The organism is Amycolatopsis deserti, from assembly GCF_014653945.1.
GTDB classification, from domain to species: Bacteria; Actinomycetota; Actinomycetes; order Mycobacteriales; family Pseudonocardiaceae; genus Amycolatopsis_E; species Amycolatopsis_E deserti.
The window spans coordinates 545,061-570,401 of the sequence record NZ_BNAU01000002.1 but is presented as its reverse complement, the minus strand read 5'-3'; the positions used below and the strand labels follow the sequence as shown (position 1 = coordinate 570,401).

Below are 25,341 nucleotides of genomic sequence, written 5' to 3'. Positions count from 1 at the left end.
TATTAAGCAACTCTGATGGCCGGACCCCGCGACGACGAGGAGGACGGCCGGCGATGGAGTGGAGGGGCGCGCGCTACGCGGACACCCCGACCGTGGAGGTGCGCACCTGGATCGACGCGCCGCCCGAGCGGGTGTGGGCCCTGGTGTCCGACATCGGGCTGATGCCGGAGATGAGCGACGAGCTGCGGTCCGTCGAATGGCTCGACGGCGCCACCGGTCCCGCGCCCGGCGCCCGGTTCGTCGGGCGCAGCAAGCACGACGCGCTGGGGGAGTGGGCGGCCACCTCGCAGGTCGTGGAGTGCGAACCGCCGCGGGTGTTCGCCTGGGCGGTCGGGGATCCGGACGAGCCCAGCGCGACGTGGCGGTTCCGGGTGGAACCCCGCGACGGCGGCACGGAGTTGTCGCAGTGGATGCGGCTGGGGCCGGGCCGGTCCGGGTTGTCGCTGGCGATCGACCGGATGCCGGACAAGGAACAGAAGATCGTCTTCGTGCGGATGCGCGAGTTCGAGCGCAACATGGCCGCGACGCTGGAGCGCCTGAAGAAGCGGGCGGAAGCCTGATGCGCACGGCGACGACCGTCGAGGCCTCCGCGGGCTTCGGCGAGGTCGCGGATTTCGTGGTGGAGGCGGAGAAACTCGGCCTCGACATCTGCTGGGTCGCCGAGGCGTGGGGCTCCGACGGGCCGTCCGCGCTCGGCTACTTCGCCGCGCGCACGGAACGGATGCTGCTCGGGTCCGGCATCATGCAGGTTGGCACGCGCACACCGGTCGCGGTGGCGCAGACCGCGATCACACTGTCCAATCTGTCCGGTGGACGGTTCCTGCTGGGGCTGGGCGCGTCCGGCCCGCAGGTGATCGAGGGCCTGCACGGGGTGCCGTTCGCGCGGCCGCTGGCCCGGGTGCGGGAGACCGTGGAGATCGTGCGCCGCGTGCTCGGGGGCGGCAAGATTTCCTACTCCGGTGAGGAGTTCACGATCCCGCTGGCGGGTGGGGACGCGGTGCCGATGCGGCTGTCCATGCGCGCCGAACACGACATCCCGGTCTACTTGGCGACCCTGTCCCCGGCGATGTTGCGGCTGACCGGCGAGATCGCCGACGGGTGGCTGGGCACCAGTTTCGTGCCCGAGGGCGCCGGTGACGCGTATTTCGCCCACCTGGACGAAGGGCTCGCGCGGAGCGGGCGGACGCGGGCGGATCTGGACGTGTGCCAGGGCGCGGAGGTCGCGTTCGCGCCGGATGAGGACGCGCTGCGGGCGATGGTGGCCGGGCGGAAGAAGGAGCTGGCGTTCAGCCTCGGCGGGATGGGTTCGGCGTCGACCAACTTCTACAACCGCGCCTACAGCCGCCAGGGCTGGGCCGAGGTGGCGGCCGAGGTGCGGAATCGTTGGCAGGCTGGGGATCGCGACGGCGCGGCCGCGCTGGTGACCGACGAGATGGTGCTCGGCACGACGCTCATCGGCACCGAACCGATGGTGCGCGAACGGTTGCGCGTGTGGCGCGACGCCGGCGTGGACACCGTGCGCCTCTACCCGGCCGGCGACACCCTGGACGCACGCCTGGCTACCTTGGCGAAGGCGATCGAACTGGTGCGTTCGGTGTGAGTTTTCGCTTGCAGCGAAAGGGGTTTCATGGCGCCGTCCCCGCTGTCTAAGGTGGACGCGGGGGGTGGACATGCAAACTCTGACCGGAAGTGCCGCTGGCGTGCCGTACACGGCGCTGCCGCCGGAGGTCGACGGTCCCGCGCCGTTGATCGTCACCTGGCACATGCTGGACGCGCCACGCACGGACGCGGCGTTCGCGGCCGCGCTGCCGATGCGCGGGGTGCCGGCCTGGCGGGTGCACCTGGGCATGCCGATGTGCGGCGCGCGGATGGTCGACGGCCGGGTCGACGCGGTGATCGAACTCGCCCGGAAGGACGCGTTGCTGGCGTTTCTGGCGCCGTTCGCTCGGCAGGCGGCCGAGGAGTTCCCGGCCGCGCTGGAGGCGCTGCGCCGTCAGCTGCCGGTCGACGACTCGCCGGTGAGCGTGCTCGGCGCGTCGCTGGGCGGGGCGGTGGCGCTGAGGGTGCTGGTCACGCAAGCGGTTGCGGTGCGGGCGGTGGCGCTGGTCAACCCCGCCGTGCGGCTGCGCACGGTGGTCCCGCTGACCGAGGGCCTCGCCGGGCGCCCGTACCACTGGACGGAGGAGGCGCACCGGGTCGCGGAGGAGTTCGACTTCGTCGCCCGCGCGGGCGAACTGGCGGCGGACGTGCCGCTGCTGCTGGTGAGCGGCGAGCAGGACCACCCGGACCTGCGTGCGGACGCCGCCGCGCTGGTCGCCCGGCTGGCGGACGCCGAGCTGGTCGACGTGCCGGAGCTGGCGCACCCGCTGGCGGAGGAACCGGGGCTGGAGCCCGCGCCTCAGCTGCCGACAGCGAAGGCGGTTGACGAGGTGCTGACGCGGTGGTTCACCAAGCAGCTCGCCGCCTGACAAGCCGCGGCCCTCGGGCAGGCCTGGCCGCCGAGCGAGGCTTCCGCCAGGCCCCGGGTGCCGCGGCTGGACCGGCCGGTGCTCGACCTGGTGGGCACTGCCCGTGGCCCGCGCGTACCCTCCGGTCCTCACGCTTCTCGGCTCCCTCCGCCCACCGCGCCCGCGGGAGCGGCCCGGTCAGTGGTCCCAGGTCAGCATCATCCGCTCGGGGCCGCGCGTGGACAGCCCCTCCTTCCAGTCGATGCCGGCCTCGCCGTCGGCGAAGCGCAGGCCGGGCAGCCTGCGGAGCAGCGTGTCGAGCGCGACCTGCAGCTCCATGCGGGCCAGGGGCGCGCCCAGGCAGTGGTGCACGCCGTGGCCGAAGCCGATGTGCGAGGTGTCCTGGCGGCGCAGGTCGAGTTCGTCGGGGTCGGCGAAGACCCGTTCGTCCCGGTTCGCCGACGCCAGCGCGGGCAGCACGGCCTCGCCCGCGCGCACCAGCACCCCACCCAGCTCGATGTCCTCCGTCGCGTACCGGGCGATGCCGGCGCCGAGCCCCAGCGGCACGAACCGCATCAGCTCCTCGACAGCCTTCGGCACCAGGCTCAGATCCGCGCGAAGCACGGCGAGCTGCTCGGGGTGCGTCAGCAGCGTGTAGACGAAGTTGGGGATCTGTGACGCGGTCGTCTCGTGCCCGGCGACCAGCAACGCCATCGCGAGCATCACCAGTTCCTCTTCGGACAGACGATCCTCGTTGTCGCGCGCGGCGACCAGCCCGCTGAGCAGATCGTCGCGCGGCTCGGCGCGGCGCTGGGCGATCAGGCCCTCCAGGTAGGCGTGCATCCTGCCGGTGCAGTCCACCACCTCCTCGGGGGTGAACTTCGTGGTGGACAGGAACGCGTCGGACCAGTGGCGGAAGTCCACGCGGTCCTCGTAGGGCACGCCGAGCAGCTCGCAGATCACGGTCACCGGCACCGGCAGCGCGAACGCCTCGACCAGGTCGGCGGGCGGCCCCTGGTCGAGCATCGCGTCGACCAACCCGTCGGCGATCTCCCGCACCCGTGGCCGCAACTGCTCGATCCGCCGCACTGTGAAGGCCTTCGTGACCAGCCGGCGCAGGCGGCTGTGGTCCGGCGGGTCCATGCTGAGGATGCCGCCGGACTGCGAAGGCTGCGGCCGCATGCGGGGTTCGTCGTGCTGGAGGCTCGCGGCGCGGCTGAACCGCGGGTCGCCGAGCACGACCTTCACGTCCTCGTAGCGGGTGGCCAGCCAGCCCGGTTCGCCGTACGGCAGCCGGACCCGGCTGAGCGGCTCGTTCGCGCGCAGGTTCGCGAACATCGGCTCCACGTCCAGCCGCTCCGGCAGGCTGAACGGGTAGCTCCGGGGTTCCGCGGTGGTCATCAGCGACTCCTCGACGGGTGAACTTCGCCCGAATCATTCCGACATGTGGTGTTTTTCCAACACCTGTCGGAGCCCATTAGACTGATCCGGTGTCCGCCCCGCAAGTACCCGATCGCCGTAGCCGCCGGTCACGGTCCGCGCTGGAGGCCGCGCTGCTGGAGCTGATCGCCGAGCGCGACCTGGGTCAGATCTCGGTCTCCGACCTGACCAAGCGGGCGGACGTCAACCGCTCCACGTTCTACGAGCACTACACCGACGTGCACGACCTCGCGGCGGCCGCGTGCACGGACATGTTCGACGAGCTGGTCGCCGCCGCGCACGTGCTGCTGCCGAACGAGGACCCCGCGCCGATCGAAGCGCTGGCCAGGATCTTCGTGCACGTGGCGGAGCACGCGCGGCTGTACGGCGCGTTGCTCGCCGGCAGCGCCCGGGTGATCAACCACCTGCACCACCGCCTCGCGATCGCCATCCACGTGCACCTGACCGGCACCGGAGCCCCCACCCACGCCGACGACCCGGCGGAAATCCCGCACGACCCGGCGGCGGCGCTGCTGGCGGGCGCCCTGCTGGGGACCGTGATGGATTGGCTACGCCGCGGCTGCCCCGGCACGCCGGAGGGCATCGCGGCGGAGATCTGGCCGCACCTGGTCGCGGCGGGTTCGGTGGGGCGCTGATCCACTCGCCATCGGACCCCGGAGCCGCCGCGGTGCGACTGTCGCCGTCCAACGCTGGGTACGTGGTCCCCGCCTGCGGATGCCCGTCGCCAGCGCCGCGCCGCCGAACGGGAGGCCGCCCGCTGCGCCCGCCGCCGCGGTGAACTGCCGCATTGTCCGGCCGCTGTCGCACACGGTGCTCAGCGCCGGACGTGGGTCCTGGTCGGGTTCGTGCAGCGCCGTGTCGCAGGTGATCCCGGCCGCCGAGACCTCCGAGGTCGCCGCCCACACCGCCAAGGCTGCGCACAGCGCCGCCACGAGAACGAGACCGCCGATGATCACCCGCACCCGCGGCGGTGTAATGCTCCCGATCAGTCCGCGATCAGTCGCGATCAGGGCCACCCGGCAGGAAACAGCTACCCCGGCGCCGGAACCATAACGACCACACCGCGCCGGGCTATCCGGTCTCCAGCCGCTGCGCGATCGGGCCGCGGGCGGGCGCCGGCGGGTCCTTGGGCAGCTTCTCCACGGCGCGCGCGAACTCGTCCCAGTTCGCGGCCTCCTTGAGCCGGAACTGCGCCGGCTTGAAGTTCGGGCTCGTGACGTCCAGGCCGAGTTTCGGGTCCTTGAAGAAGGTCCGGCCGTTCTCCTTGGCCATGTCCTCGAGCATCGCCGTGAAGTGGCCGGCGAGCCGGTCGCCGGCCTCGGCCAGGTTGTTCCGCGCCGCGCGCACGTCGGCCCGGAACTGGGCCATGATGCGCTGCGGGTCGGTCTCCTCCCAGGTCTTCGTCAGCTGCTTGATCTCGCCGACGACCTTCGCCACGTTCTCGACCCCGCTCACCACGTCCCCGGACTTGGCGGCGGAGACCAGTCCGGCGGTGCCGTAGAACATGTTCAGCGCGAACTCGACCTTCGCCGTCGTGCGGTCCTTCTGCGCGTCGGCGAGGGCCTTGGTGATGTTCGCCGCGAGCTTCTCGGCGTTGTCCTCACCGGTGCGCACGAGCAGCGCGTACTGCTCGAGCACCTTGTCCAGGTACGCCGCGTAGGCGGACTGGTTCCCGACGAACGCCTTCAGGTCGTTGAGCCTGCTCGTCACCGCGCGGGCGGCCGACCCGGTCCACTCGGCGAGGTTGCCGGTCGCGGTGGTGAACTTCTCGTCCACGTCGTCGACGGTCACGTTCGCCGCGGCCAATTCGCGCCGGGCCTCGTCGGCGGCCCCGGCCGCACCGCCCTGGTAGCCGTGCAGTTCGCCGAGCAGGGAGTAGGCCTCCCAGACCACGTCCTTCTTCTTCGCCGCGTCGATCGACAGGTTCCGGACGTATTCCTCGGTCTGGGTGCCCACCCCCTCGATCACCGGTGGCGGCGACTGCTGGAGCAGGATCTTCGCACACTCCTCGATGACCCCGGCCAGTCGCAGGAACTCGGCGAACAGCTGTTCCCGGTACTCCTCGTACGCGCTCAAGGCGGTCAGCCGTCCTGGCCGTCGGCGCGGGCGTACAGCGCCTTGATCTTCAGCATGGCCTGTCCTGCGTACTCCAGTTCGTCCTTGACGTGCACCTGGCGGCGCTCGACGAGGTCGGTCATCCGCGCGATGACCCCTTCGAGTTTGCGCAGCGGCAGGTTCTCGGTGTCCCCGCGCAACAGCTCGTCCAAGGTGGACCCGTCGGTGAACTGGACGTTCGCCCGGCACTTGTGCACCCGTCCCGCGACGTCCTGCGCCCAGCCGGCCGCCTCGGTGAGGGCCTTGCCCGCCGCCTCCAGACTGCTCAGGTCGACCTCGTAGCCGTTGCTCAACCCAGCTTCCCTCCACGCTCCCAGCGACCGGGCGAGTGTGCCGCGCGGACGGGGCGGCCGTACAGGTCCATTCCGGACAATGTCCGGTTGCGGTCACAACCAGCCGCGGCGGACGGCGGCCACTCCGGCGGCGAACCGGCTGTCGACCTGCAGGATCTCCAGGATCGCGCCGACGTGGCGGCGGACCGTGCGCACCGCGGTGCCGGTCTGGCGGGCGATCGCCTCGTCGGTGAGGCCGGCCGCCAGCAGGTGCAGGACCTTGTGGCGGGCGGGGGTGAGCTCGGCCGGGGCCGCCTCGCCGATGGTCGTGGTGTCCGGCGCGTGCCAGAGCGCGTCGAACCACTCGGCGAGGAGGCCGAGCAGGGCGGGGGAGCGGATCAGCAGCGCGCCGTCGGCGCCCGTGCGGTCGATCGTGACCAGCGCGACGTGGTCGTCGACGTGCATCATCTTCACCGGCACCGACCGCCGGATGCGAGCCTGCTCGCCGGCGCGGACGGACTCCTCGATGCTGTGCGAACCCCACTCGTCCGAGGCGTGCTCGGTGTCGTAGAGCATGCGGAACTCCACCCCGGCGGCGATGGCGTCGGGCGGCGGCAGGAGCAGGCCCTCGGTGGTCGGGTTGTGGCCGGACCGGGCGTTGAAGGTGGCGCGGAGGAGGCGGCGCGGGGAGCGGTAGAGCCCCGCCGCCAGCCGGGACATCTCGGCCGGATCGCGGACCGCCTGGACGTCCTCACCGTCGAGCGCGTCCTGCGACAGGCCGGTGGTCGGGGCGACCACGTCGGCGAACCGCTCCCACGACTCCGCCAGGCTCGCCTGCAGCGCCGACAGGTGCCGGTGCTGCCGGTCGATCAACCGGCGCAACGCGATCACCGGGTGCACCACGCGCACATACCGCTGGTCGCCCGTGCCGGCCATCGAGACGAGCCCGGCGTCGAGCAGTTCCCGGCCGGCGGGGTCGTCGAGGTCGAACCGGCCTGCCCCGGACCCGGCCGGGATCTCACCCGCGGCGTGCAGGCGTTCGTACGCCTCCGCGGCCGCCTCCGACACCAACCCAGCCAGCACCATCGCCACCACGGTTCCTCCTGCCACCCGGAAACGGGGACATCATCACCCGGCGGCCCGTCCGGTGCGTGCGGTGGGCTCCGACCGCGAGCATCAACTGACAATTGATCTGGACGCACCCATCCCCGGCGCCGAGATCTTCGACGCGCTGCTCGCGCCGCACTGTCCGCTGAGGCCGCTCCCGCTGGCGGCGAGCCTGCAGGTCGAGCACCGGCATCCACTACAACGCCGGCGCCGAGCCGCTGGACTACCGAGTCCGGAGTGGACGGTGTGCTCGGCGGCCGATGGCGGGTGGATCGCCGCGGCCGGGCGGGGGATCGCGATCCTGGACGACGGGGTGCGGTGGCTCGCGCGGGTGGTCCCGGAGTCGATGCGCATGAACGACGGGGTCGCCGATGGGTCCGGCCGGTTCTGGGCGGGAGCGATGGCATGGGACGCGCGACCGGACCACCTGCATAGCATCTCTGCATCATGATGCGCAGATGCTATGATGCAGAGGTGCGAACGACGATCGATCTTCCCGAAGATCTCCACCAACAGGCGCTGTCGATAGCCCGCGACACGTCTCGGACGCTGAGCGAGATCGTCGCGGAGCTCATGCGTCGTGGCCTCGGCCAGGGCAAGTCGCCGGAGGTGTCGCGGAGTCCCGCGACGGGGCTGCCGGTGGTCAGCCTGGGCAAGATCATCACGACCGACGACGTGCGCTCCCTGGACGACGACGAGTGACGAACCTGCTCGATGCCAACGTGCTCATCGCGCTGGTGGTGGCCGACCACGTCCACCACCAATCGGCCGAAGCGTGGTTCACCGGCGTGGACGACGACTTCGCCACCTGCCCCGTGACGGAGGGAAGCCTGATCCGTTTGCTCCTGCGTGAAGGCCAGACGGCGGTTGATGCGAAGGCGGTACTCGCCGCCTTGCGGAGCAACGAACGGCACAACTTTTGGCCGGACTCGGTGTCCTACAGCGAAGTGCCGATGGACGGCGTGTTCGGACACCGCCAGGTCACCCACGCTTATCTCGCGCAACTGGCCCGCGCTCACGGTGGCCGGCTGGTGACCTTCGACCAGGGGCTCGCGAAACTGCACCCCGATGTCACGGATCTCCTCCCGGCGATCCCGTTCCAGTTCCAGGCCTGACCCTCCGGGCTGGTCAACGTCGCCGCCGACGCCTACTTGCCCCGCCCAGGGGCTCATCCGTGACCTCGAAGCCCACGGTTAGGGTGGCCGGGTGAGTGCGACCCTCCAGGCCAAGGACCTGACCGCGGGCCACGGGCACCGCACCCTCTTCTCCGGTCTCGACCTGGTGGTGGCGCCCGGTGACGTCGTCGGGCTGGTCGGCGTCAACGGCGCGGGCAAGTCCACGCTGCTGCGGATCCTCGCCGGGGTGGACCAGCCCGAAGCCGGCGAGGTCCGGCTCACCCCGCCCGGCGCGACCGTCGGGTACCTGCCGCAGGAGCCGGAGCGCCGGCCGGGCGAGACGGTGCGCGAGTTCCTCGCCCGGCGCACCTCCGTCGCCGCCGCGCAGGCCGAGCTGGACGCGGCGACCGAGGCCCTCACCGCGGGCACCGACGGGGCCGACGACCGCTACGCCGCCGCGCTCGACCGGTGGCTGGCACTGGGCGGCGCGGACCTCGACCACCGGGCCGAGGAGGTGGCCGTGGAGCTGGGGCTCTCGGTCGGCCTCGACCAGCCGATGACCTCGCTGTCCGGCGGGCAGGCGGCCCGCGCCGGGCTGGCGTCGCTCCTGCTCAGCCGCTACGACGTGTTCCTGCTCGACGAGCCCACCAACGACCTCGACCTCGACGGCCTGGCCCGGCTCGAGCGGTTCGTCACCGGGCTGCGCGCGGCGACCGTGCTGGTCAGCCACGACCGCGAGTTCCTCGCCCGGACCGTCGACCAGGTGCTGGAGCTGGACCTGCCGCAACAGCAGGTGCGGCTCTACGGCGGCGGGTACGAGTCGTACCTGGAGGAGCGCGCCGTGGCGCGGCGGCACGCGCGGGAGGACTACGAGGAGTACGCGGCGACCCGCGCGGCGCTGGAGACGCGGGCGCGCACGCAGCGGGCGTGGATGGAAAAGGGCGTCCGCAACGCGCGGCGCAAGGCCGGGGACAACGACAAGGCCGGGCGCAAGTTCCGCGCCGAGGCCACCGAGAAGCAAGCCGCGAAGGCCCGCCAGACCGACCGGATGATCGAGCGGCTGGAGGTCGTCGAGGAGCCGCGCAAGGAGTGGGAGCTGCGCATGGAGATCGCCGCGGCGCCCCGGGCGGGTGCGGTCGTGGCGACGCTGCGGGGTGCCGTGGTGCGGCGCGGCGAGTTCACGCTCGGGCCGGTCGACCTGCAGATCGACTGGGCCGACCGGGTGGCGATCACCGGCGCGAACGGGGCCGGGAAGTCGACGCTGCTCGCGGCGCTGCTCGGCCGGGCCGCGCTGGACGACGGGGTGGCGTCGCTGGGGCCGGGGGTGCGGGTCGGCGAGGTCGACCAGGCGCGACGGCTGTTCCTCGGCGACCTGCCGCTGGCCGAGGCGTTCGCGCGGGAGGTGCCGGAACTGGCCGACGCCGACGTGCGGACGCTGCTGGCGAAGTTCGGCCTGGCGGCCGCGCACGTGCTCCGCCCCGCCGCGACGCTGTCCCCGGGCGAGCGCACGCGGGCGGCGCTGGCGCTGCTGCAGGCGCGCGGGGTGAACCTGCTGGTGCTCGACGAGCCGACCAACCACCTCGACCTCCCGGCGATCGAGCAGCTGGAGTCCGCATTGGACGGTTACCCGGGCACCCTGCTGCTGGTGACCCACGACCGGCGCATGCTGGAGGCGGTCTCGCTGACCCGGCGGCTGGAGGTCGCGGAGGGCAAGGTCACGGAGCTCTGATCCGGTGGCGCACGCGGCTCGCACGCCTCCGCGCGGACTGGCCGGCCGTGTGATCCCCAGCGCCGGGCGCACCTTCCCCAGCCCGGTCAGGCCTTCGGCTTGCGGCGGGGCCTCGCCGAGCGCGGGGGTGCCGCGCGCATCCGCTCGCGCACCCCGCTCAGGATGCCGCCCAGCGTGGTGAGGTCCCGCCGCGACAGCCCCTCGAACAGCATCGTCCGCACCACCTCGACGTGCCCGGGCAGCACGCGCGCCACCATGTCCCGGCCGGCGTCGGTGATCGTCACCGTCACGCTGCGCTCGTCGTCCTCGGACTGGCGCCGCGTGACCAGCCCGGCCTTGTCCAGCAGCCCCGCCTGGTAGGTCAGCCCGCTGCGGCTGTAGACGACCCCGTCGGCCAGGTCCGTCATCCGCTGGCTGCCGCCGGGCGAGTTCGCGAGCCGGGCGAGGACCTGGAACTGCACCCAGCTGAGCGGCCCGGTGGCGCGCAACTGCTGCTCCACCGCGTGCTGCAGGAGGCTGCTGACCTCCATCAGCGCGAAGTAGGTGTCCAGCTGCTCGGCGTCCAGTGCGTCGTGGCTCACGTCCGGAGTCTACTTGCTTCGACTTCGAAGCGTGGTACGGTCTCGATATGCTTCGAATTCGGAGCAAGAATCGAGGAGAGATCATGCGAGCAGTGCGGTACCACGAGTACGGCGGAGCCGAAGTCTTGCGTCACGAGGAGGCGGAGCGGCCGGAGCCCGGGCCGGGTCAGGTCCTGATCCAGGTCGCGGGCACCAGCTTCAATCCCGTCGACGCCCTGCTCCGCGCGGGTGAGCTGCGCGAGGCCTTCCCGCTGCGCCTGCCCCACATCCCGGGCGTCGACGTGTCCGGCACCGTCGCGGAGACCGGCGACGGCGTGACCGGCTTCCGGCGCGGCGACGCGGTGATCGGCTTCCTGCCGATCATCGACGGCAGCGCGGCCGCCGAGTACGTCCTCGCCCCGGCCGAGGCGCTCACCGCCGCGCCGGAGTCGGTCCCGGCGGCCGACGCCGCGGCCCTCCCGGTGGTGGGTCTCACCGCCTGGCAGGCCCTGTTCGAGCTGGGCGAGGTGCGGGCCGGGCAGCGCGTGCTGGTCAACGGCGCGGGCGGCGCCGTCGGCGGATACGCGGTGCAGCTGGCGGCCCGGGCCGGGGCGACAGTCGTCGGCACGGCACGCGATGCGCACGCCGGCCGGCTGCGGTCCTACGGCGCCGCACAGGTCGTCGGCCACGGCGACTGGGACGCGGTGCGCGAACCGGTCGACGTGGTGGTGAACCTGGCGCCGGAGACCCCGCCGGAGCTGACCGCGCTGGTGCGCGACGGCGGGATCGTGGTGACCAGCGCGACGCCGCCGGAGCCGGACGAGTCCCGCGGCGTGCGCGCCGCCCGCGTCTTCGTCCGCAGCGACGCCGCGCAGCTCCGGCACCTCGCCGAGGAGGTCGACGCCGGGCGGCTGCGCATCCACGTCGCCGACCGCCGCCCGCTGAGCGAGCTGGCCGCGGTCCACGAGGAGGCCGCGGCCGGGAAGCTCGCCGGCAAAACGGTGCTGCTGCCCTGACCGGCCCGCTCGCGGCGGCGCGCTAGGGAAGTGGGCGTCCCGGGACGCCGACTTCCAGCGTGAGCACGCCGGGTGTCGGGGCGGGGGAGAACAGCGAGAAGTTCGCGATGTAGAGCGTCTTGTTCCCGGCCCGGCCGGTGCCGAACGCCGCGGTGCTCGGCTGGTTCAGCCCCTCGGCCGCGGTGGCCAGCGTCGTGATCGATCCGTCGCGGTCGATGCGCAGCACCAGGTTCTGCGTCCCGACCACGGCGTAGATCCCGCCGTGCACGTCCAGCGCCAGACCGTCCACACCGACCAGCAGCGGCGAGGACACCAGCACCGACGGCGTGCCCGCGCTGCCGTCCCGCCGGATCGGGATCCGCACCAGCGCACCGAGGTCGGTGTTGGCGACGATGACCTCCTCCCGCAGCACCGCGATGCCGTTCGCGCCGATCGGGAACCCGGCTCCGGCCGCGCCGGTGCCCGCCAGCAGCGGGCCGTCGGCCCACAGCTGGGCACTGCCGCCCTTCGGGATCCGCCACACCGAACCGCCGGCCGAATCGGTCACGTACACCGTGCCGTGCTTGTCCAGCCGCAGGTCGTTGGGGAACACGATGGCCCCGGTGCCGGGCAGGCGGACCGGCGTGCCGTCCCGGCCGACCCGGTACACGCCGCGCTTGTCCGGGTTCGTCTGAGCGGTCTGCAGGTCGATGGCCGGCTCGGCCGCGTAGATCGTGCCGTTCGGCGCCACCGCGAGCCCGGCCGGCCCGGCGCCGCCCGCGGTGCCGAAATCGGCCACGACCGACTGGGTGCCGTCCGGGGTGATCCGCCGGATCTGGCTCGCCGGGAGCAGGCTCACGTACAGGTTCCCGGTCTTGTCGAACGCGACCCCCTCGGGGAACTCCCCGGCCGCCGGGTCGAACGTGACGAACGTCTGCACCGGGCTCGCCGCGGCCGCTACGGCCGTGGGCAACGCCAGTGTGGCGGCCACCGCGGCGACGAGGATCCGTCCACAACGCATCGCGTCCACCTCCTCGCTGTTACGGACACCTGCGAAGCAGCGAATTATGGGAAAGGCCGCTAAGGGATCGCTAACGAATCCCCCGGGAGGTCCGATGGAGTTCCGCATCCTGGGTCCGCTGGAGGTGCGCGACACCGGCGAGCTCGTGCCGTTGCCCCGCGGCCGCGGGCGGGCGCTGCTGGCCCTCCTGGTCGTGCACGCCGGGCAGGTGGTCGCCACCGACCGGCTCACCGACGAGCTGTGGCAGGGCAACCCGCCGCCGACGGCGGGCACCGCGCTGCAGGGCCTGGTGTCGAACCTGCGCAAGCGGCTCGGCGGTGCCCTGATCCGCACGCGGCCGCCCGGTTACGCGCTGACCGCGGCCGCGGCCGACATCGACGCGAACCGGTTCCGCGTGCTCGTCGACGCCGCGGCCGGCGCCGGCCCCCGGGAACGCGCGGACCTGCTGCGCCGGGCCCTGCGGCTGTGGCGCGGTCCCGTGCTGGCGGAGTTCCGCGCCCAGCCGTTCGCGCAGCCCGCGATCGCGGCCCTCGACGAGCTGCGCCTGTCGGCGCTGGAGGAGCGGATCGGCGCGGACCTCGCGCTCGGCCGCCACCCGGAGCTGGTCGGCGAACTGGAGGCGCTGGTCGAGGCCCACCCGCTGCGCGAACGGCTGCGCGGACAGCTGATGCTCGCGCTCTACCGCACCGGGCGCCAGGTCGAGGCGCTCGGCGTCTACCGGGCCGCGCGCAGCACCCTGGCCGAGGAACTGGGCCTCGAGCCGGGGCCGGGCCTGCGCGGACTGGAGGTGGCGATCCTCCGCCAGGACCCGGCCCTGCTCGCGCCCGGGTGAGTCACCGCCGCAGCTGCGCCACCTTGTCCAGCCAGCCCAGCTTGTGCGGGTTGTTGATCCCGTAGATCCGGGTGATCCGGCCGTCCTCGACCACCAGGCTCAGCGCGGCGGCCGAACCCTCGACGTCGAGCCGGACGCCCGGCATCCCGTTGACCCAGGTGGCGCTCGCGGTGAAGCCGGTGCGCTCGGCGGCGTGGGCGAGCAGCGTCGCGACCCGCTCGGCGCCGATGACCGGCTTGCGCGCGGCCGGCACCACGCCACCGCCGTCGGAGATCACCACCACGTCCGGAGCCAGCACGTCCACCAGCGCGCGCACGTCACCGTTGGACACGGCGGCCAGGAAGCGCTCCACGGCCGCCTGCTGCTGCGCCCGGTCCACCTGCATCCGCGGCCGCCGCGCGGCGACGTGCTCGCGCGCCCGGTGCGCGATCTGCCGCACCGCCGCGGTGCTCTTGCCGACCGCCTCGGCGACCTCGGCGTACGACAGGTCGAACACGTCGTGCAGCACGAACACCGCCCGCTCGGCCGGCCCGAGCGTCTCCAGCACGGTGAGCATCGCGATCGAGACGTTCTCCGCCAGCTCCACGTCCTCGGCCACGTCCGGCGTGGTCAGCAGCGGCTCGGGCAGCCATTCCCCGATGTAGTCCTCACGCCGCCGGGACACCGACCGCAGCCGGTTCAGCGCCTGCCGCGTCACCACCCGGACCAGGTACGCCCGCGGGTCGCGCACCTCCGCCTGGTCCACATCGGCCCAGCGCAGCCAGGTTTCCTGCGCCACGTCCTCGGCGTCGGCCGCCGAGCCGAGCATCTCGTAGGCCACGGTGAACAGCAGGCTGCGATGGGTGACGAACGGGTCGGTCACGGGTTCCTCCTCGGGTCGCTCGTCATGCAGACACCGCCCGGCGCGCGGATGTGACATCCCGGTTCACGCCGCCTCCAGCAACCGTCCCCCGGCCAGGTGCAGGCGGCGCTCGACGCCGATGCCGGCCAGGAAACGCTCGTCGTGGCTGACGACCACGAACGCGCCCCGGTAGGCGTTCAGCGCGGCCTCCAGCTGGCCGGTGCTCACCAGGTCGAGGTTGTTCGTCGGCTCGTCGAGCAACAGCAACTGCGGCGCGGGCTCGGCGAACAGCACGCACGCCAGCGTCGCGCGCAGGCGTTCGCCACCGGAGAGGGCCCGCACCGGCAGGTGCGCCCGCGCGCCGCGGAACAGGAAGCGCGCCAGCAGGTTCATCCGATCGGCCGGAAGCATGCCGGGCGCGGCAGCGGCCAGGTTCTCCGCCACCGTGCGGTCGTCGTCGAGCAGGTCCAGCCGCTGCGACAGGTACGCGACCCGCCCGTCCGCCCGCCGGATCGAACCGGCGTCCGGCTCCAGATCACCGCTGACCAGCCGCAGCAACGTCGACTTGCCCGACCCGTTGGGCCCGGTCAGCGCGATCCGTTCCGGCCCGCGCACGGCCAGGTCCACGCCCGCGCCGAACAACTCCCGCTTCCGCAGACCCTCGCCGAGGAACAGCGTCCGCCCCGCGGGCACCGCCGTCCGGGGGAGTTCCAGGACGATCTTCTGGTCCTCCCGCAGCGACCGCTCCGCCTGGTCCAGCTTCGCCTTCGCCGCGCTGACCCGCGCCGCGTGCGTGCCGTCGGCCTTGCCCGCCGACTCCTGCGCGTTGCGCTTCAGCGTCCCGGCGACGATCTTCGGCAGCCCGGCGCTGGCGATGTTGCGCTGCGCGGTGCTCGCCCGCTTCGCGGCCCGCTCCCGGGCCTGCTGCATCTCGCGCTTCTCCCGCTTGACCTCCTGCTCGGCGTTGCGGATGTTCTTCTCGGCGACCTCGCGCGCGGCCTGCACGGCTTGCTCGTATTCGGTGAAATTGCCGCCGTAGAAGGTGATCCCGCCGGCCTCCAGTTCCGCGATGCGGTCCATCCGGTCGAGCAGCGCGCGGTCGTGGCTCACCACGAGCATGCAGCCGGACCAGTCGTCGAGCACGGCGTAGAGGCGGCGCCGGGCGTCCAGGTCGAGGTTGTTGGTGGGCTCGTCGAGAAGCAGCACGTCGGGCCGCCGGAGCAGCTGGGCGGCCAGCCCGAGCGACACGATCTGCCCGCCGGACAAGGTGTCCAGCCGCCGGTCCAGCGTGACGTGGCCGAGGCCGAGCCGGTCCAGCTGGGCGCGCGTGCGCTCCTCGACGTCCCAGTCGGTGCCGATCGTGGTGAAGTGCTCCTCGGCCACGTCACCGGCCTCGACCGCGGCCAGCGCCCGCAGCACCGGCGCGATGCCGAGTACCTCGGCGACGGTGAGGTCGCCGGTCAGCGGCAGATCCTGCGGCAGGTACCCGAGCAGCCCGTCCACGGACACGCTGCCCGCCGACGGCCGCAGCTCACCGGCGACGAGCCGGAGCAGGGTGGACTTCCCGGCGCCGTTGGGCGCGACCAGACCGGTGCGCCCGTCCGGGACGGTGACGGACAGCTGGTCGAACACGGGGGTGTCGTCCGGCCAGGAAAAAGACAGGCCGGACACGACGATACGAGCATCGGACATGACGAAGAAACCTCGGAATGCGTGGCGGAACGAGTGGACGACAAGACGGCCACGACGGCAATGCCTGCCGGTGGCCAGCTAGCTCCGGGACTCACCCGGAGATGTCGTCTTCACCTGCCACGTGGGGTCTCCTTCGCACGAGTCACTCCACTTTGATCATAGCAGCTCCAGCGATCACCGCACGGCTATAACGCCCGGCCCGGCCCGCACGATTCAGTGTCATGGACGACGCCGACCTGTGGCGGGCCATCGACACCTAGCGCGTGGCGATCGCGGACCTGCTGGACGAGCTGACCGGCGACGAATGGGCCCGCCCGTCGCTGTGCGAGGGGTGGACGGTGCGCGACGTCGCGGCCCACCTGGCCACCCAGTACCGGACCAGCCTCCGGGACGCGCTGGCCGCCGCGATCCGGGCGCGCGGCGACGTGAATCGCGCGATCCACGATTCCGCGTGCGCCTACCCGGGCACGGACGGGCTCGCCACGGAGATCCGCGCCCTCGCCGGGTACCGGCGCACCCCGCCGAGCATCGGCGTGCACGAGGTACTGCTCGACATCCTCGTGCACGGCTTGGACATCGCGCTGCCGTCGGGCAAACACCTCGCTGTGCCGCCGGAAGCCGCCGCGCACGTCGCGCAGCGGCTGTGGGCCAAGCCGCGGATGTTCCACGCCCGCCGCCGTTTCGGCGGGTACCACTACCGCGCGACCGACAACGGCTGGTCAGTGGGCGAGGGCCCCGAAGTGAGCGGCCCGGCGTGGGCGATCATGCTGCTGTTCGCGGGCCGCCCCGCCGCGCGGGCGCACCTCACCGGCCTGCGTTAGGCGGTGACGTCGAGCGCCGCGCGGACGATGCTGTCGCTGTCCAGGCCGTGGTGCCGGTAGACGTCCTCCAGTGAACCGGACTGGCCGAAGCGGGTGACGCCCAGCGCGGTCGTGCGCACCCGGTTGACGGTGGCGAGGAACGACAGCGTGTGCGGGTGTCCATCGAGGACGGTCACCAGCGGCGTGGCGCGGTCGGCCGGGAAGACCTGGTCGAGGACCCAGGTATCGGCGTGTTCGTGGCCTTGGCGGGCGCGAAGCGCGCGGTGGAGCAGATCTGGGCTCGTCACGCACACGACGTCGGCGGGAACGCCGATCTGGTCCAGGCGCGCCGCGGCGTCGAGGGCCTCGGGCACCACCGCGCCCATCGCGGCGATCGTCACCGCGGCGTTCTCGGTGCGGCGCAGGGGATAGGCGCCGGCGACGACCTGGCGGCGACGGCGTTCGCGGGCAGCCGGGTCGCCGGGCACGGCGGCCAGCGTCTGGTCGACGGGGCGGGTGGACAGCCGCAGGTACGCGGAGCTGCCGCCGGGTTTGCCGAGCTGGGCGAGGGCGGCCAGCAGTGTCCACTCGGCATCGAGGGCGAACGCCGGTTCGTAGGTGAGGCAACCGGGTTGCTCCAGCCCGATCGACGGCGTCTTGATCGACTGGTGCGCGCCGCCCTCGGGCGCGAGGGTCACGCCGGACGGGGTGCCGATGAGGATCGACTGCCCGCCCGCGTAGATGCCGTAGGACCACGGTTCCAGCGCGCGTTCGACGAACGGGTCGTAGAGCACGCCGATGGGCAGCAGGGGCTGGCCCCAGCGGCTCCAGGTGGCGCCCAGTTCGCCGAGCAGGCTGACCAGGTTGGTCTCGGCGATGCCCAGCTCGATGTGTTGCCCGGTGGGCTTTTCCCGCCAGTGCAGGATGGTTTCGGCGTCGTCGGCGAACCAGTCCGGGCGTTCCTGCACCGACCACACGCCGACCTTGTTGACCCAGCCGCCCAGGTTCGTGGTGGAGCTGACGTCCGGGCTCACGGTCACGACCCGGCGGGCGGTCTCGGGCGCTTCGCGGGTGAGGTCGAGCAGGGCGCGGCCGAGCGCGGCCTGCGTCGTGGCGGTGCCGGTGGGGGTGCGGCCGAAGTCCGCGGGCACCGGCGGTGGTGCGACGGTGGGGATTTCCGGGCGGCGCAGGCGTTGCGCGGTCCGCCGGCACAGCGCGTGCTCCGGGGTGCCCTCAGGGAAGGCGCGCCACGGGTCGTCGAGGTCGGCGCCGAGCCGGTCGGCCAGCTCGCGCATCTGGGCGTCGGACAGCAGCGCGGAATGGTTCTGCGGGTGGCCCTTGGTCGCCAGGCCGTGGCCCTTGATGGTGTAGGCGAAGATCACGGTCGGGCGGGTGTCGTCGATCTCGCCGAAAGCCTGGTCCAGCGCGGTGACGTCGTGGCCGCCGAGGTTGGCGATCGCCTCGACTAAGGCGGTGTCGTCGAGGCCCGCGACGAGTGCGGCGATGGCCTTCGCGCCCGGCCCCTCGCCGGGCAGGCGACGGCGCAGTTCGGTCGCGTCGCAGCGCAGCAGGCGCTGGTATTCGGGGTTGGTCATCGCGTCGATGCGCTGCCGCAGTTCGGTTCCGCCGGGGCGGGTGAACAGTTCCTCCAGGAGGCGGCCGTATTTGAGCTTGATGACCTGCCAGCCCGCGGCGGCGAACATGCCCTGGAGCTTGCCGGCGGCGATGTTGGGCACGATCCGGTCCAGGGACTGGCGGTTGAGGTCGACGATCCAGACGATCTCACCCAGCTCGGCCACACCCGGGTCGAGCACCGCCTCCCACACCGCGCCCTCGTCCAGTTCGGCGTCGCCGACGAGGGAGTACTGGCGGCCGGTGCCCGCGCCGCCGAACGCGGTGTCGACATAGCGCCGGGAGACCGCGCCCCAGATGGGGGCGGTGGCGCCGATGCCGACCGAGCCGGTGGAGTAGTCGGCGGGGTCGGGATCCTTGGTGCGGCTGGGATAGCTCTGCAGCCCGCCGAACTCGCGCAGCCGCGGCAGGTAGGAGGCGTCCAGCTCGCCAAGCAGGTAGTTGATCGCGTGCAGCACCGGCGAGGCGTGCGGCTTGACCGAAACCCGGTCCCGCGGGCGGAGGTGGTTGAACCACAGCGCCGTCATGATCGAGACCATCGACGCCGACGACGCCTGGTGGCCGCCGACCTTCAGTCCCGACGGGTTGGGCCGCACCCGGTTGGCGTGGTGGATGATCGCGCTGGACAGCCACAGCACCCGGTCCTCGACCGCGCGCAGCACGTCGGTGTCCAGCGGGGTGACGGCGGGGTCGCTCATCGGCCATCCTCGATCCGGGGTGCAGGTTGCTCACAGTGAAGCAACCTGCTGGACTGATGCTCAACAGTCCGGCCCGAAGTTGAGCAAAGTGCCCAATCGCGGGCTTCCGCACGGATCGAGAGGCGAGCAGAATGCCCCATGACGGCCCGGTCGACGCGGTGGACGCCCGGATCCTGCTGGAACTGGCCGAGCACCCGCGCGCGACCACGCTGGCCCTCGCCGACCGGGCGGGAATCTCCCGCAACACCGCCCAATCCCGCCTCGCGCGGCTGGAGAGCAGCGCGCTGGACTCGTTCGAACGCCGGATCTCCCCGGCGGCGCTGGGGTATCCGCTGTCGGCGTTCATCACGGCGCAGGTGACCCAACGGCTGCTCGACGAGGTCGCCGCCGCACTCGCCGGCGTGCCCGAGGTGCTGCAGGTGCAGGGGATCTCCGGCCCGGTCGACCTGATGATCCAGGTGGTCGCCCGCGACGCCGACGACCTTTACCGCATCGCCGGGCTGATCCTCGCCATCCCCGGCGTCGAGCGCACGAACACCGCCCTGGTGATGCGCCAGCTCCTCGGCTACCGGATCACGCCGCTGCTCCGGCAAGCGGCGGAACCGTCCTAGGTGGACTTGGCCATCAGGTTGGTGGCAGGCGGCTGATGGGTGGGGGCCGCCGACTGCGTTGTGGCCACACCCCGACCAGAGGCTCTCCCCACCACCAACGTCCTGGCCGAATACACCTAGGCGAACCGCCCTGGGGGATTTCCGGTGTTCGGTGCGTGGCCCGGCTCACGCCAGCTCGGCTGAAACCACCGCCGGCAGCTCGCGCAGGCGGGCCAGCAGGTGGTCGATCTCCTCGCCCGGCAGCAGGACCGCGCAGACCATGCTGCTCTCCCGGACGCCCTCGCGGATGTCGACCGACAGTTCGTGCACCGGGCGGCCCTGCTGGGACAACGCGCCGATCAGGGCGGGGACCTGCGTGGCCCCGCCGGTGAAGTACGTGGCGATCCGGCGCCGGACGAGCAGAGCCGAACGGGGGGCCGGGGTGTCGAACGTGCTGACGGACATGGCGGATCTCCAGGAACATCGAAAAACCGGATGGATCCGGGCCAGGTCCCGAAGAAGAGAAGCGATCGCCGAACTGCGCGCCGGCGACCTGGGTTCAGCCGGCGCGCCGGGTTACGAGTCGCTGGGACGTCAGGCGCTGCACGGCGCAAGATTAACACGACCCCGCCCCGATCGCCGAGACCCGTGATCGGGGCGGGCAGAATACCGGCCGGTTCCCGCTGGCCGGGCGCTACCCGACGACCCGGTACCGCAGGTGCGTCACGCCGTGGCCGTCCAGCCGCCGGATCTGTTCGAGCTCGACCGGGGCGTCCTCGCGCGAGCCGAACAGGCGGCGGCCCGCGCCGAGCAGGACCGGGACGAGGTGGATCTCCAGCTCGTCGAGCTGCCCCGCGGCGAGCAGCGCCTGCGCCGCGCCCGCGCCGTGCACCAGGATCGCGTGATCGCCCGCGGCGGCCCGGGCGTCGTCGGCGCAGGCGGCCACGTCGGTGTAGAACCGGGCGCTGCCCGGCGGCTCGTCGCCGGGATCGACGTGGTGGGTCAGGACGTGGATCGGCACGCCGTCGTGGTGGTCGCCCTGCCAGCGCCCGGCGAGCTCGAACGTGCGCCGCCCGGCGATCACGGCGCGGGTGGCCATCGCCTCGCCGAACACCTGGCCGTCCGGGCCGGGGGAGTGGCGGTGGTCCAGCCAGTTGAACAACCGCCCGCCGCCGCGCCCCAGCTCCTGGCCGGGACGGTCGTCGGGGCCGGCGATGTAGCCGTCCAGCGACATGGACATGTAGAGCCGGGTCGTTGCCATCGAACCGTCCTTCCGCTCGGGTGTGTCTCACCATCACGTCGGACGGCCGCACCGCGTTTCGACAGGTTTCTAGGCCTCGTTTCCCGGGGAGAGGTCGCGCACCGACTGGAACCCCAGCTGGGGGCCGAGGCCGGCGGCGGTGGTGCCGTCGACCGGGCGCAGCAGCAGGCCGACGTGGTCGCCGGTGTCGTGCCGGGACAGGATCTCGCCCGCGAACCAGCCGGCGCAGTCGTCGAGCACCGGGACGCCGCCCGGGCCGGGATGCCACGCGCAGCGGGTGAACTTGTCGGTGTCGAACCCGGTGTGGCTGCCGAACAGCTCGGCCAGCTCGCGGGCCGAGGCGTCGAGCCGGTGCACGACGAGCGTGGCGGCCCGGGCGGCGACTTCGAAGGTGTGGTTGTTCTTCGACAGCCACACCATGAACCGCGGCGGGTCGATGCTGCACTGCGCGGCGAACCCGACGAGGCAGCCGGCGCGCCGCCGCCCGTCGGTGGTCGTCACGACGAACATGGGGTAATCCAGCGCCCCGACGACGGTCTCGAATCCTTCAGGTGCCACGGCTCAGTTCTACCGCGACCAGCCGGCGGCAGCGCACCCAGCGGACCCACCAGAACAGCGCGAGCGGCGCGAAGAGCGCGGGCCAGACCAGCCGGCCCCAGCCCAGCTCGCCGCCCCAGGCGAGGCCCAGCAACACCTGGAGCACTAGCAGCGCCGTCCACCCCAGCGCGGCGCGCAATGCCCTGCGGTTCTCCGACATGAAGTGATTGGAACATCGCACCGGGCGTCGTGTCACACCGGGCGCGGTCGCGGTGTCTGGTGGGCGAACTCGGACTACGAAGGAGAACTCCCATGAACGTCGCCCTGTGGATCGCCGCCGGGGTGCTCGCCGCCGTCGCCCTCACCGGGGGCTTCACCAAGTCGTTCCTGCCGGTGCGGAAGCTGGCCGCGGCGCACGGCGGCGAGTGGACCGGTGACGCCCCCGAAGGGCTGGTGCGGACGCTCGGCGTGCTCGAGATCCTCGCGGCGATCGGGCTGATCCTGCCCGCGCTGACCGGGATCGCGCCGGTGCTGGTGCCGGTGACCGCGGTGTGCTGGATCGCGCTGATGATCGGCGCGATGATCACGCACCTCCGCTACGACGGCGGCGCCCGGTTCGCCGTGCTGAACCTGATCTACCTCGCGATCGCGGCGTTCGTCGCGCTCGGCCGCTTCGGTTTCCAGCCGTTCTGAGGTACGCGCGGTCAGCCGGCCAGGATCGCCTCGATGTTCTCCATGATCCCGGCCGTGTCGCTCAGCCCGCCCAGCACGATGACCTTCATCCGCGCCCGCTCCTCGTCGTAGGCGGTTTCCAGGCGCAGCGGCTGGTCCTCGGAGCTGCGGTTGGCCGTGGCCGCCATCAGCAGCGTCGCCAGGCGGCTCGCCGTCTCGGGGCTTATCTCGTCGATCTCCACGATGCTCGACACGTCCACGTGCCGCGTCCCCGATCCGCGCGGCGGGGCGCTCGCGGCGCGGCCGGTGAAGGCCTCCAGGTCCTTCTGCGCGATGCGGTACTGCTTGCCGATCCGGACCGCCTTGAGCCGCCCCTCGCGGACGTACCCGCGTACGGTCCGGACGTGCAGGCCGAGCATCGAGGCGACCTGGTCGACGGAGTACAGCTTTTCTTCCACAGCGGGACCATACACAGGAGGATGGGGAATGATAGGGAGTGTCGCCACCCGGCTCAGTCCACGGTCAGCACCAGCTTGCCGAACTGGTCGCCCGCCGCCAGGTCGGCCAGGGCGCGCGGGCCGTCGTCCAGCGAGTAGGTGCGGTGGACCACCGGCCGGATCTCGTGCTCGGCCACCAGGGCGAGCATCTGCGAGAACTCCCGCGCGCTGCCCATCGACGTGCCCAGCACGCTGATCTGCCGGAAGAACATCTCACGCAGCGACAGGCTGACCTCCGCGCCCGTCGTGGCGCCCAGGGACACCAGACGTCCGCCAGGGCGCAGCACCGACAGGCACTGGCCGAACGTCGCCGAGCCGACGCTGTCGACGACCAGGTCCACTGGCTCCGCCAACGCGGTGCGCCAGTCCTCCCCGCTGCCGACCGCGCGATCGGCGCCCAGTTCCCGCGCCCGGCGGCACTTCTCGGGACTGCGCGAGGTCACGCTGACGGTGGCGCCGGCCGCCTTGGCCATCGCCAGGGCGAAGGTGGCCACCCCGCTGCCGATCCCCGGCAGCAGCACGTGGTCACCCGCGCGGAGCCCGCCGCGGGTGAAGAGCGCGCGGTACGCCGTCAGCGCGGCCAGCGGGAGGGCGGCCGCCTCGGACCAGCCGAGGTGCGCCGGTTTGGGCGCCACGTTCTTCGCCGGCACCACGACGTACTCGGCGAACGTGCCGTCGGTGGGCACCCCGAGGATGGCGGGCACCTCCGGCACGCCGCCGGGCTCGTCCCAGTCCAGCGACGGGTTGACCACGACCTCGGTGCCGGGCTCGACCGCGGCCCCGGGCCCCGCCGCGACCACCACGCCGGCACCGTCCGACCCCAGCACGACCGGCGCGTCACCCGGGCCGCGGGCGCCGACGAGGAACAGGTCGCGGTGGTTGAGACCGGCCGCGCGGAGCGCGACCACGACCTCGCCCGGCCCGGGTCGCGGCGACGGAACCTCCGTCACCCGCACACCCGTGAGCCCCGCCGCGTTCCCGTGCACCACCGCCGTCATCGTCGTCACGTGCGCGAAGCTAGCAGCGGCCCGGGACGCGCCTCGATCGTTCGCGAACCGGGTCACAGCACGGAATTTTCAGAACGTGAACCGCCCGCCGTCACTCGAGGGCGGCGTCGAGGGTGATCGTGGTGCCTGCCAGCGCGGCCGAGACCGGGCACGTCTCCTTGGCGTCCTCGGCGATCTTGCGGAAGTCGTCCGGGCTCGCACCCGGCACCGTCGCGCGGACCGCGAGCGCGATGCCCTTGATCTCGTACCCGCCACCGGACTTGGGGCCGAACGACACCGTGGCCGTGGCGCGGATCTTCTCCGGCGGGGTGCCGGCGCGGCCGAGCAGCCCGGACAGCTGCATGCAGTAGCACGAGGAGTGCGCGGCCGCGATCAGCTCCTCGGGACTGGTCTTGCCGCCGGACTCCTCGGCGCGGGCGGGCCACGAGACCGCGAACGTGGTCAGCTCCGAGGTGTCCAAACTGGTCTCCCCGGACCCGCTCGGCAGGTCGCCGGTCCAGGTGGTGGTGGCTTGACGGTCGGTCATGGCGGACCTCCTCCGGTCGTGCGCCGAGTACCCGGACCGGTCACGGGTGGCCGGCGTGGGCGGCGGGCGCGCGCGCCGTGCACACCTGACCCGTCTCCGGCCCGGTCAGCAGGCGCTCCAGATTGTCCTCGAACCCGTCGGCCATCCGCCAGTCGGCGGCGAGGACGAACAACGTCCGGCCGTCCTCGCCGCCCAGCGTGCACGCGAATCCGGCCCGGTCCAGCGGGACGGTGCCGAGGACCTCGCCGCCCTCGGCGACCCGCAGGCACGCCGGTCCCTCCTCGGTCCAGCCCGGTGTCCAGACGGCCCCGTCGGCGTCGAGGACGATGCCGTCGCCCGGCAGCGGGGCCCAGACCCGCCGCCCGCCCAGGGTGCCGTCGGGGCGGATGTCCAACGCGGTGAGCGTGCCGGCGAACGACTCCGACACGATCAGCGTCGCGTCGTCGGGGGTCACCGCCATGCCGTTGGGGAACGCCAGCCCGTCCGCGACCCGCCGCACCGTCCCGTCCGGCCGGACCAGCGCGACGAACCCGGGCGCTTCCCCCGCGCCCGGGTGGAAATCGGTGCCCCCGTTAACGTAGATGTCGCCCCGGCCGGTCACCACGATCTCGTTGAGGCCGGCGCCCAGCCGGCTCAGGTCGGCGTGGTCGGTCAGCGAGCCGTCCGCCTCCTGCCGCAGCAGGCGGCCCTCCGGCCCGGCGACCACCAGCAGCCGCCCGTCTGGCAGCCAGTCGATCGAGAATGGCAGAGTCGTCGGCACGGTGGCCATCACCTCGGCGGTGCCGTCCAGACCGACCGCCAGCACCTGCCCCGTCCCCCAGTTCGCCAGCCAGAGCCGGCCCTCGTGCCAGCGGGCCGACTCGCCGATCTTCAACCCGGTCAGCAGAACCTCGCACATCATGCCGCTCCTCACGGTCGAGGGAACCTGTTCACCGGTTACACGAACGGCGGCCGG

At 72.6% G+C, this 25,341-nt stretch carries 30 protein-coding genes; 13 read left to right on the top strand and 17 right to left on the bottom strand.

Features of this window, described 5'->3' with window-relative positions; translation table 11 throughout:
- Nucleotides 1–53: 53 nt before the first annotated feature.
- The 3 genes from IE290_RS11225 to IE290_RS11215 all read left to right on the top strand — a co-directional run bounded on the left by IE290_RS11225 (nt 54) and on the right by IE290_RS11215 (nt 2,468).
- A complete protein-coding gene (locus IE290_RS11225) occupies nt 54–560 on the top strand; it encodes an SRPBCC family protein (RefSeq protein ID WP_191244482.1) in 507 nt (168 codons plus the stop codon).
- Complete coding sequence (locus IE290_RS11220) at nt 560–1,600, top strand: LLM class flavin-dependent oxidoreductase (RefSeq protein WP_191244481.1); 1,041 nt, start codon at nt 560–562, stop codon at nt 1,598–1,600. The genes IE290_RS11225 and IE290_RS11220 overlap by 1 nt, the downstream gene beginning before the upstream one ends.
- A gap of 70 nt (nt 1,601–1,670) precedes the next feature.
- Complete coding sequence (locus IE290_RS11215) at nt 1,671–2,468, top strand: alpha/beta hydrolase family protein (protein WP_191245123.1); 798 nt, start codon at nt 1,671–1,673, stop codon at nt 2,466–2,468.
- Between the two features lie 177 nt (nt 2,469–2,645).
- Here IE290_RS11215 and IE290_RS11210 read toward each other — a convergent pair whose 3' ends face one another.
- Nucleotides 2,646–3,848, bottom strand: coding sequence for a cytochrome P450 (locus IE290_RS11210; protein WP_191244480.1), 1,203 nt, complete (start codon nt 3,846–3,848; stop codon nt 2,646–2,648).
- Nucleotides 3,849–3,937: 89 nt separating this feature from the next.
- Between IE290_RS11210 and IE290_RS11205 the strand changes: the two genes are divergently transcribed.
- Nucleotides 3,938–4,522, top strand: coding sequence for a TetR/AcrR family transcriptional regulator (locus IE290_RS11205; protein WP_191244479.1), 585 nt, complete (start codon nt 3,938–3,940; stop codon nt 4,520–4,522).
- Nucleotides 4,523–4,958: 436 nt separating this feature from the next.
- Here IE290_RS11205 and IE290_RS11200 read toward each other — a convergent pair whose 3' ends face one another.
- The 3 genes from IE290_RS11200 to IE290_RS11190 all read right to left on the bottom strand — a co-directional run bounded on the left by IE290_RS11200 (nt 4,959) and on the right by IE290_RS11190 (nt 7,360).
- On the bottom strand, nt 4,959–5,963 hold the full coding sequence (locus IE290_RS11200; protein WP_191244478.1) for a hypothetical protein: 1,005 nt from the start codon (nt 5,961–5,963) through the stop codon (nt 4,959–4,961).
- Between the two features lie 5 nt (nt 5,964–5,968).
- Entirely contained in the window at nt 5,969–6,295 is a 327-nt protein-coding gene (locus IE290_RS11195; protein WP_191244477.1) for a hypothetical protein, read from the bottom strand.
- A 93-nt stretch (nt 6,296–6,388) separates the two neighbouring features.
- The gene (locus IE290_RS11190) at nt 6,389–7,360 is read right to left on the bottom strand and encodes a helix-turn-helix transcriptional regulator (protein ID WP_229874496.1); all 972 of its coding nucleotides are present in this window, start codon (nt 7,358–7,360) and stop codon (nt 6,389–6,391) included.
- A gap of 70 nt (nt 7,361–7,430) precedes the next feature.
- On the opposite strand from IE290_RS11190, the gene IE290_RS37795 reads away from it, so the two are divergent.
- From IE290_RS37795 to IE290_RS11165, 4 genes are all read left to right on the top strand, one after another.
- On the top strand, nt 7,431–7,832 hold the full coding sequence (locus tag IE290_RS37795) for an SMP-30/gluconolactonase/LRE family protein (RefSeq protein ID WP_229874401.1): 402 nt from the start codon (nt 7,431–7,433) through the stop codon (nt 7,830–7,832).
- A gap of 23 nt (nt 7,833–7,855) precedes the next feature.
- A complete protein-coding gene (locus IE290_RS11175) occupies nt 7,856–8,083 on the top strand; it encodes an antitoxin (RefSeq protein ID WP_191244475.1) in 228 nt (75 codons plus the stop codon).
- Nucleotides 8,080–8,496, top strand: coding sequence for a TA system VapC family ribonuclease toxin (locus tag IE290_RS11170; protein ID WP_191244474.1), 417 nt, complete (start codon nt 8,080–8,082; stop codon nt 8,494–8,496). The genes IE290_RS11175 and IE290_RS11170 overlap by 4 nt, the downstream gene beginning before the upstream one ends.
- Before the next feature lie 91 nt (nt 8,497–8,587).
- Nucleotides 8,588–10,225 carry an ABC-F family ATP-binding cassette domain-containing protein gene (locus IE290_RS11165; RefSeq protein ID WP_191244473.1) on the top strand — a complete coding sequence of 546 codons (1,638 nt, stop codon included), beginning with the start codon at nt 8,588–8,590 and terminating at the stop codon, nt 10,223–10,225.
- Between the two features lie 86 nt (nt 10,226–10,311).
- On the opposite strand, the gene IE290_RS11160 is transcribed toward IE290_RS11165, so the two are convergent.
- Nucleotides 10,312–10,806 (bottom strand): MarR family winged helix-turn-helix transcriptional regulator, encoded by a 495-nt coding sequence (locus tag IE290_RS11160; RefSeq protein WP_444541890.1) that lies wholly within the window; start codon nt 10,804–10,806, stop codon nt 10,312–10,314.
- Between the two features lie 83 nt (nt 10,807–10,889).
- Between IE290_RS11160 and IE290_RS11155 the strand changes: the two genes are divergently transcribed.
- Nucleotides 10,890–11,801 carry an NADP-dependent oxidoreductase gene (locus tag IE290_RS11155; protein ID WP_191244472.1) on the top strand — a complete coding sequence of 304 codons (912 nt, stop codon included), beginning with the start codon at nt 10,890–10,892 and terminating at the stop codon, nt 11,799–11,801.
- Nucleotides 11,802–11,823: 22 nt separating this feature from the next.
- Here IE290_RS11155 and IE290_RS11150 read toward each other — a convergent pair whose 3' ends face one another.
- A complete protein-coding gene (locus IE290_RS11150) occupies nt 11,824–12,801 on the bottom strand; it encodes an SMP-30/gluconolactonase/LRE family protein (RefSeq protein WP_191244471.1) in 978 nt (325 codons plus the stop codon).
- Between the two features lie 94 nt (nt 12,802–12,895).
- Here IE290_RS11150 and IE290_RS11145 point away from each other — a divergent pair, with 94 nt between their 5' ends.
- The gene (locus tag IE290_RS11145; protein ID WP_191244470.1) at nt 12,896–13,633 is read left to right on the top strand and encodes an AfsR/SARP family transcriptional regulator; all 738 of its coding nucleotides are present in this window, start codon (nt 12,896–12,898) and stop codon (nt 13,631–13,633) included.
- 1 nt (nt 13,634) lies between these two features.
- On the opposite strand, the gene IE290_RS11140 is transcribed toward IE290_RS11145, so the two are convergent.
- The gene (locus tag IE290_RS11140) at nt 13,635–14,495 is read right to left on the bottom strand and encodes an RNA polymerase sigma-70 factor (RefSeq protein ID WP_191244469.1); all 861 of its coding nucleotides are present in this window, start codon (nt 14,493–14,495) and stop codon (nt 13,635–13,637) included.
- A gap of 63 nt (nt 14,496–14,558) precedes the next feature.
- A complete protein-coding gene (locus tag IE290_RS11135) occupies nt 14,559–16,166 on the bottom strand; it encodes an ABC-F family ATP-binding cassette domain-containing protein (RefSeq protein WP_191244468.1) in 1,608 nt (535 codons plus the stop codon).
- A 263-nt stretch (nt 16,167–16,429) separates the two neighbouring features.
- Here IE290_RS11135 and IE290_RS11130 point away from each other — a divergent pair, with 263 nt between their 5' ends.
- Entirely contained in the window at nt 16,430–16,987 is a 558-nt protein-coding gene (locus IE290_RS11130; RefSeq protein ID WP_229874400.1) for a maleylpyruvate isomerase family mycothiol-dependent enzyme, read from the top strand.
- Here the strand turns inward: IE290_RS11130 and IE290_RS11125 are convergent.
- Complete coding sequence (locus IE290_RS11125; protein WP_191244467.1) at nt 16,984–19,296, bottom strand: thiamine pyrophosphate-binding protein; 2,313 nt, start codon at nt 19,294–19,296, stop codon at nt 16,984–16,986. The two genes, IE290_RS11130 and IE290_RS11125, sit on opposite strands and share 4 nt — an antisense overlap.
- Before the next feature lie 131 nt (nt 19,297–19,427).
- Here IE290_RS11125 and IE290_RS11120 point away from each other — a divergent pair, with 131 nt between their 5' ends.
- The gene (locus tag IE290_RS11120) at nt 19,428–19,907 is read left to right on the top strand and encodes an Lrp/AsnC family transcriptional regulator (RefSeq protein WP_191244466.1); all 480 of its coding nucleotides are present in this window, start codon (nt 19,428–19,430) and stop codon (nt 19,905–19,907) included.
- Nucleotides 19,908–20,072: 165 nt separating this feature from the next.
- On the opposite strand, the gene IE290_RS11115 is transcribed toward IE290_RS11120, so the two are convergent.
- The 4 genes from IE290_RS11115 to IE290_RS11100 form a co-directional block, all read right to left on the bottom strand.
- Complete coding sequence (locus IE290_RS11115) at nt 20,073–20,351, bottom strand: hypothetical protein (protein WP_191244465.1); 279 nt, start codon at nt 20,349–20,351, stop codon at nt 20,073–20,075.
- A 229-nt stretch (nt 20,352–20,580) separates the two neighbouring features.
- The gene (locus IE290_RS11110; protein WP_191244464.1) at nt 20,581–21,147 is read right to left on the bottom strand and encodes a dihydrofolate reductase family protein; all 567 of its coding nucleotides are present in this window, start codon (nt 21,145–21,147) and stop codon (nt 20,581–20,583) included.
- Between the two features lie 69 nt (nt 21,148–21,216).
- A complete protein-coding gene (locus tag IE290_RS11105; protein WP_191244463.1) occupies nt 21,217–21,705 on the bottom strand; it encodes a flavin reductase family protein in 489 nt (162 codons plus the stop codon).
- Complete coding sequence (locus tag IE290_RS11100) at nt 21,695–21,904, bottom strand: hypothetical protein (protein WP_191244462.1); 210 nt, start codon at nt 21,902–21,904, stop codon at nt 21,695–21,697. Before IE290_RS11100 ends, IE290_RS11105 begins: the two co-directional genes overlap by 11 nt.
- A 92-nt stretch (nt 21,905–21,996) precedes the next feature.
- Between IE290_RS11100 and IE290_RS11095 the strand changes: the two genes are divergently transcribed.
- The gene (locus tag IE290_RS11095; RefSeq protein WP_191244461.1) at nt 21,997–22,377 is read left to right on the top strand and encodes a DoxX family protein; all 381 of its coding nucleotides are present in this window, start codon (nt 21,997–21,999) and stop codon (nt 22,375–22,377) included.
- Between the two features lie 11 nt (nt 22,378–22,388).
- Here the strand turns inward: IE290_RS11095 and IE290_RS11090 are convergent, their stop codons facing one another.
- From IE290_RS11090 to IE290_RS11075, 4 genes are all read right to left on the bottom strand, one after another.
- Nucleotides 22,389–22,814 carry a helix-turn-helix domain-containing protein gene (locus IE290_RS11090; RefSeq protein WP_191244460.1) on the bottom strand — a complete coding sequence of 142 codons (426 nt, stop codon included), beginning with the start codon at nt 22,812–22,814 and terminating at the stop codon, nt 22,389–22,391.
- 53 nt (nt 22,815–22,867) lie between these two features.
- Nucleotides 22,868–23,851: a zinc-binding dehydrogenase gene (locus IE290_RS11085; RefSeq protein ID WP_191245121.1), complete on the bottom strand. Its 984-nt coding sequence runs from the start codon at nt 23,849–23,851 to the stop codon at nt 22,868–22,870.
- A 100-nt stretch (nt 23,852–23,951) separates the two neighbouring features.
- Nucleotides 23,952–24,386, bottom strand: coding sequence for an OsmC family peroxiredoxin (locus IE290_RS11080; RefSeq protein ID WP_191244459.1), 435 nt, complete (start codon nt 24,384–24,386; stop codon nt 23,952–23,954).
- A 40-nt stretch (nt 24,387–24,426) separates the two neighbouring features.
- On the bottom strand, nt 24,427–25,287 hold the full coding sequence (locus IE290_RS11075; protein ID WP_229874399.1) for an SMP-30/gluconolactonase/LRE family protein: 861 nt from the start codon (nt 25,285–25,287) through the stop codon (nt 24,427–24,429).
- Nucleotides 25,288–25,341 lie beyond the last annotated feature (54 nt).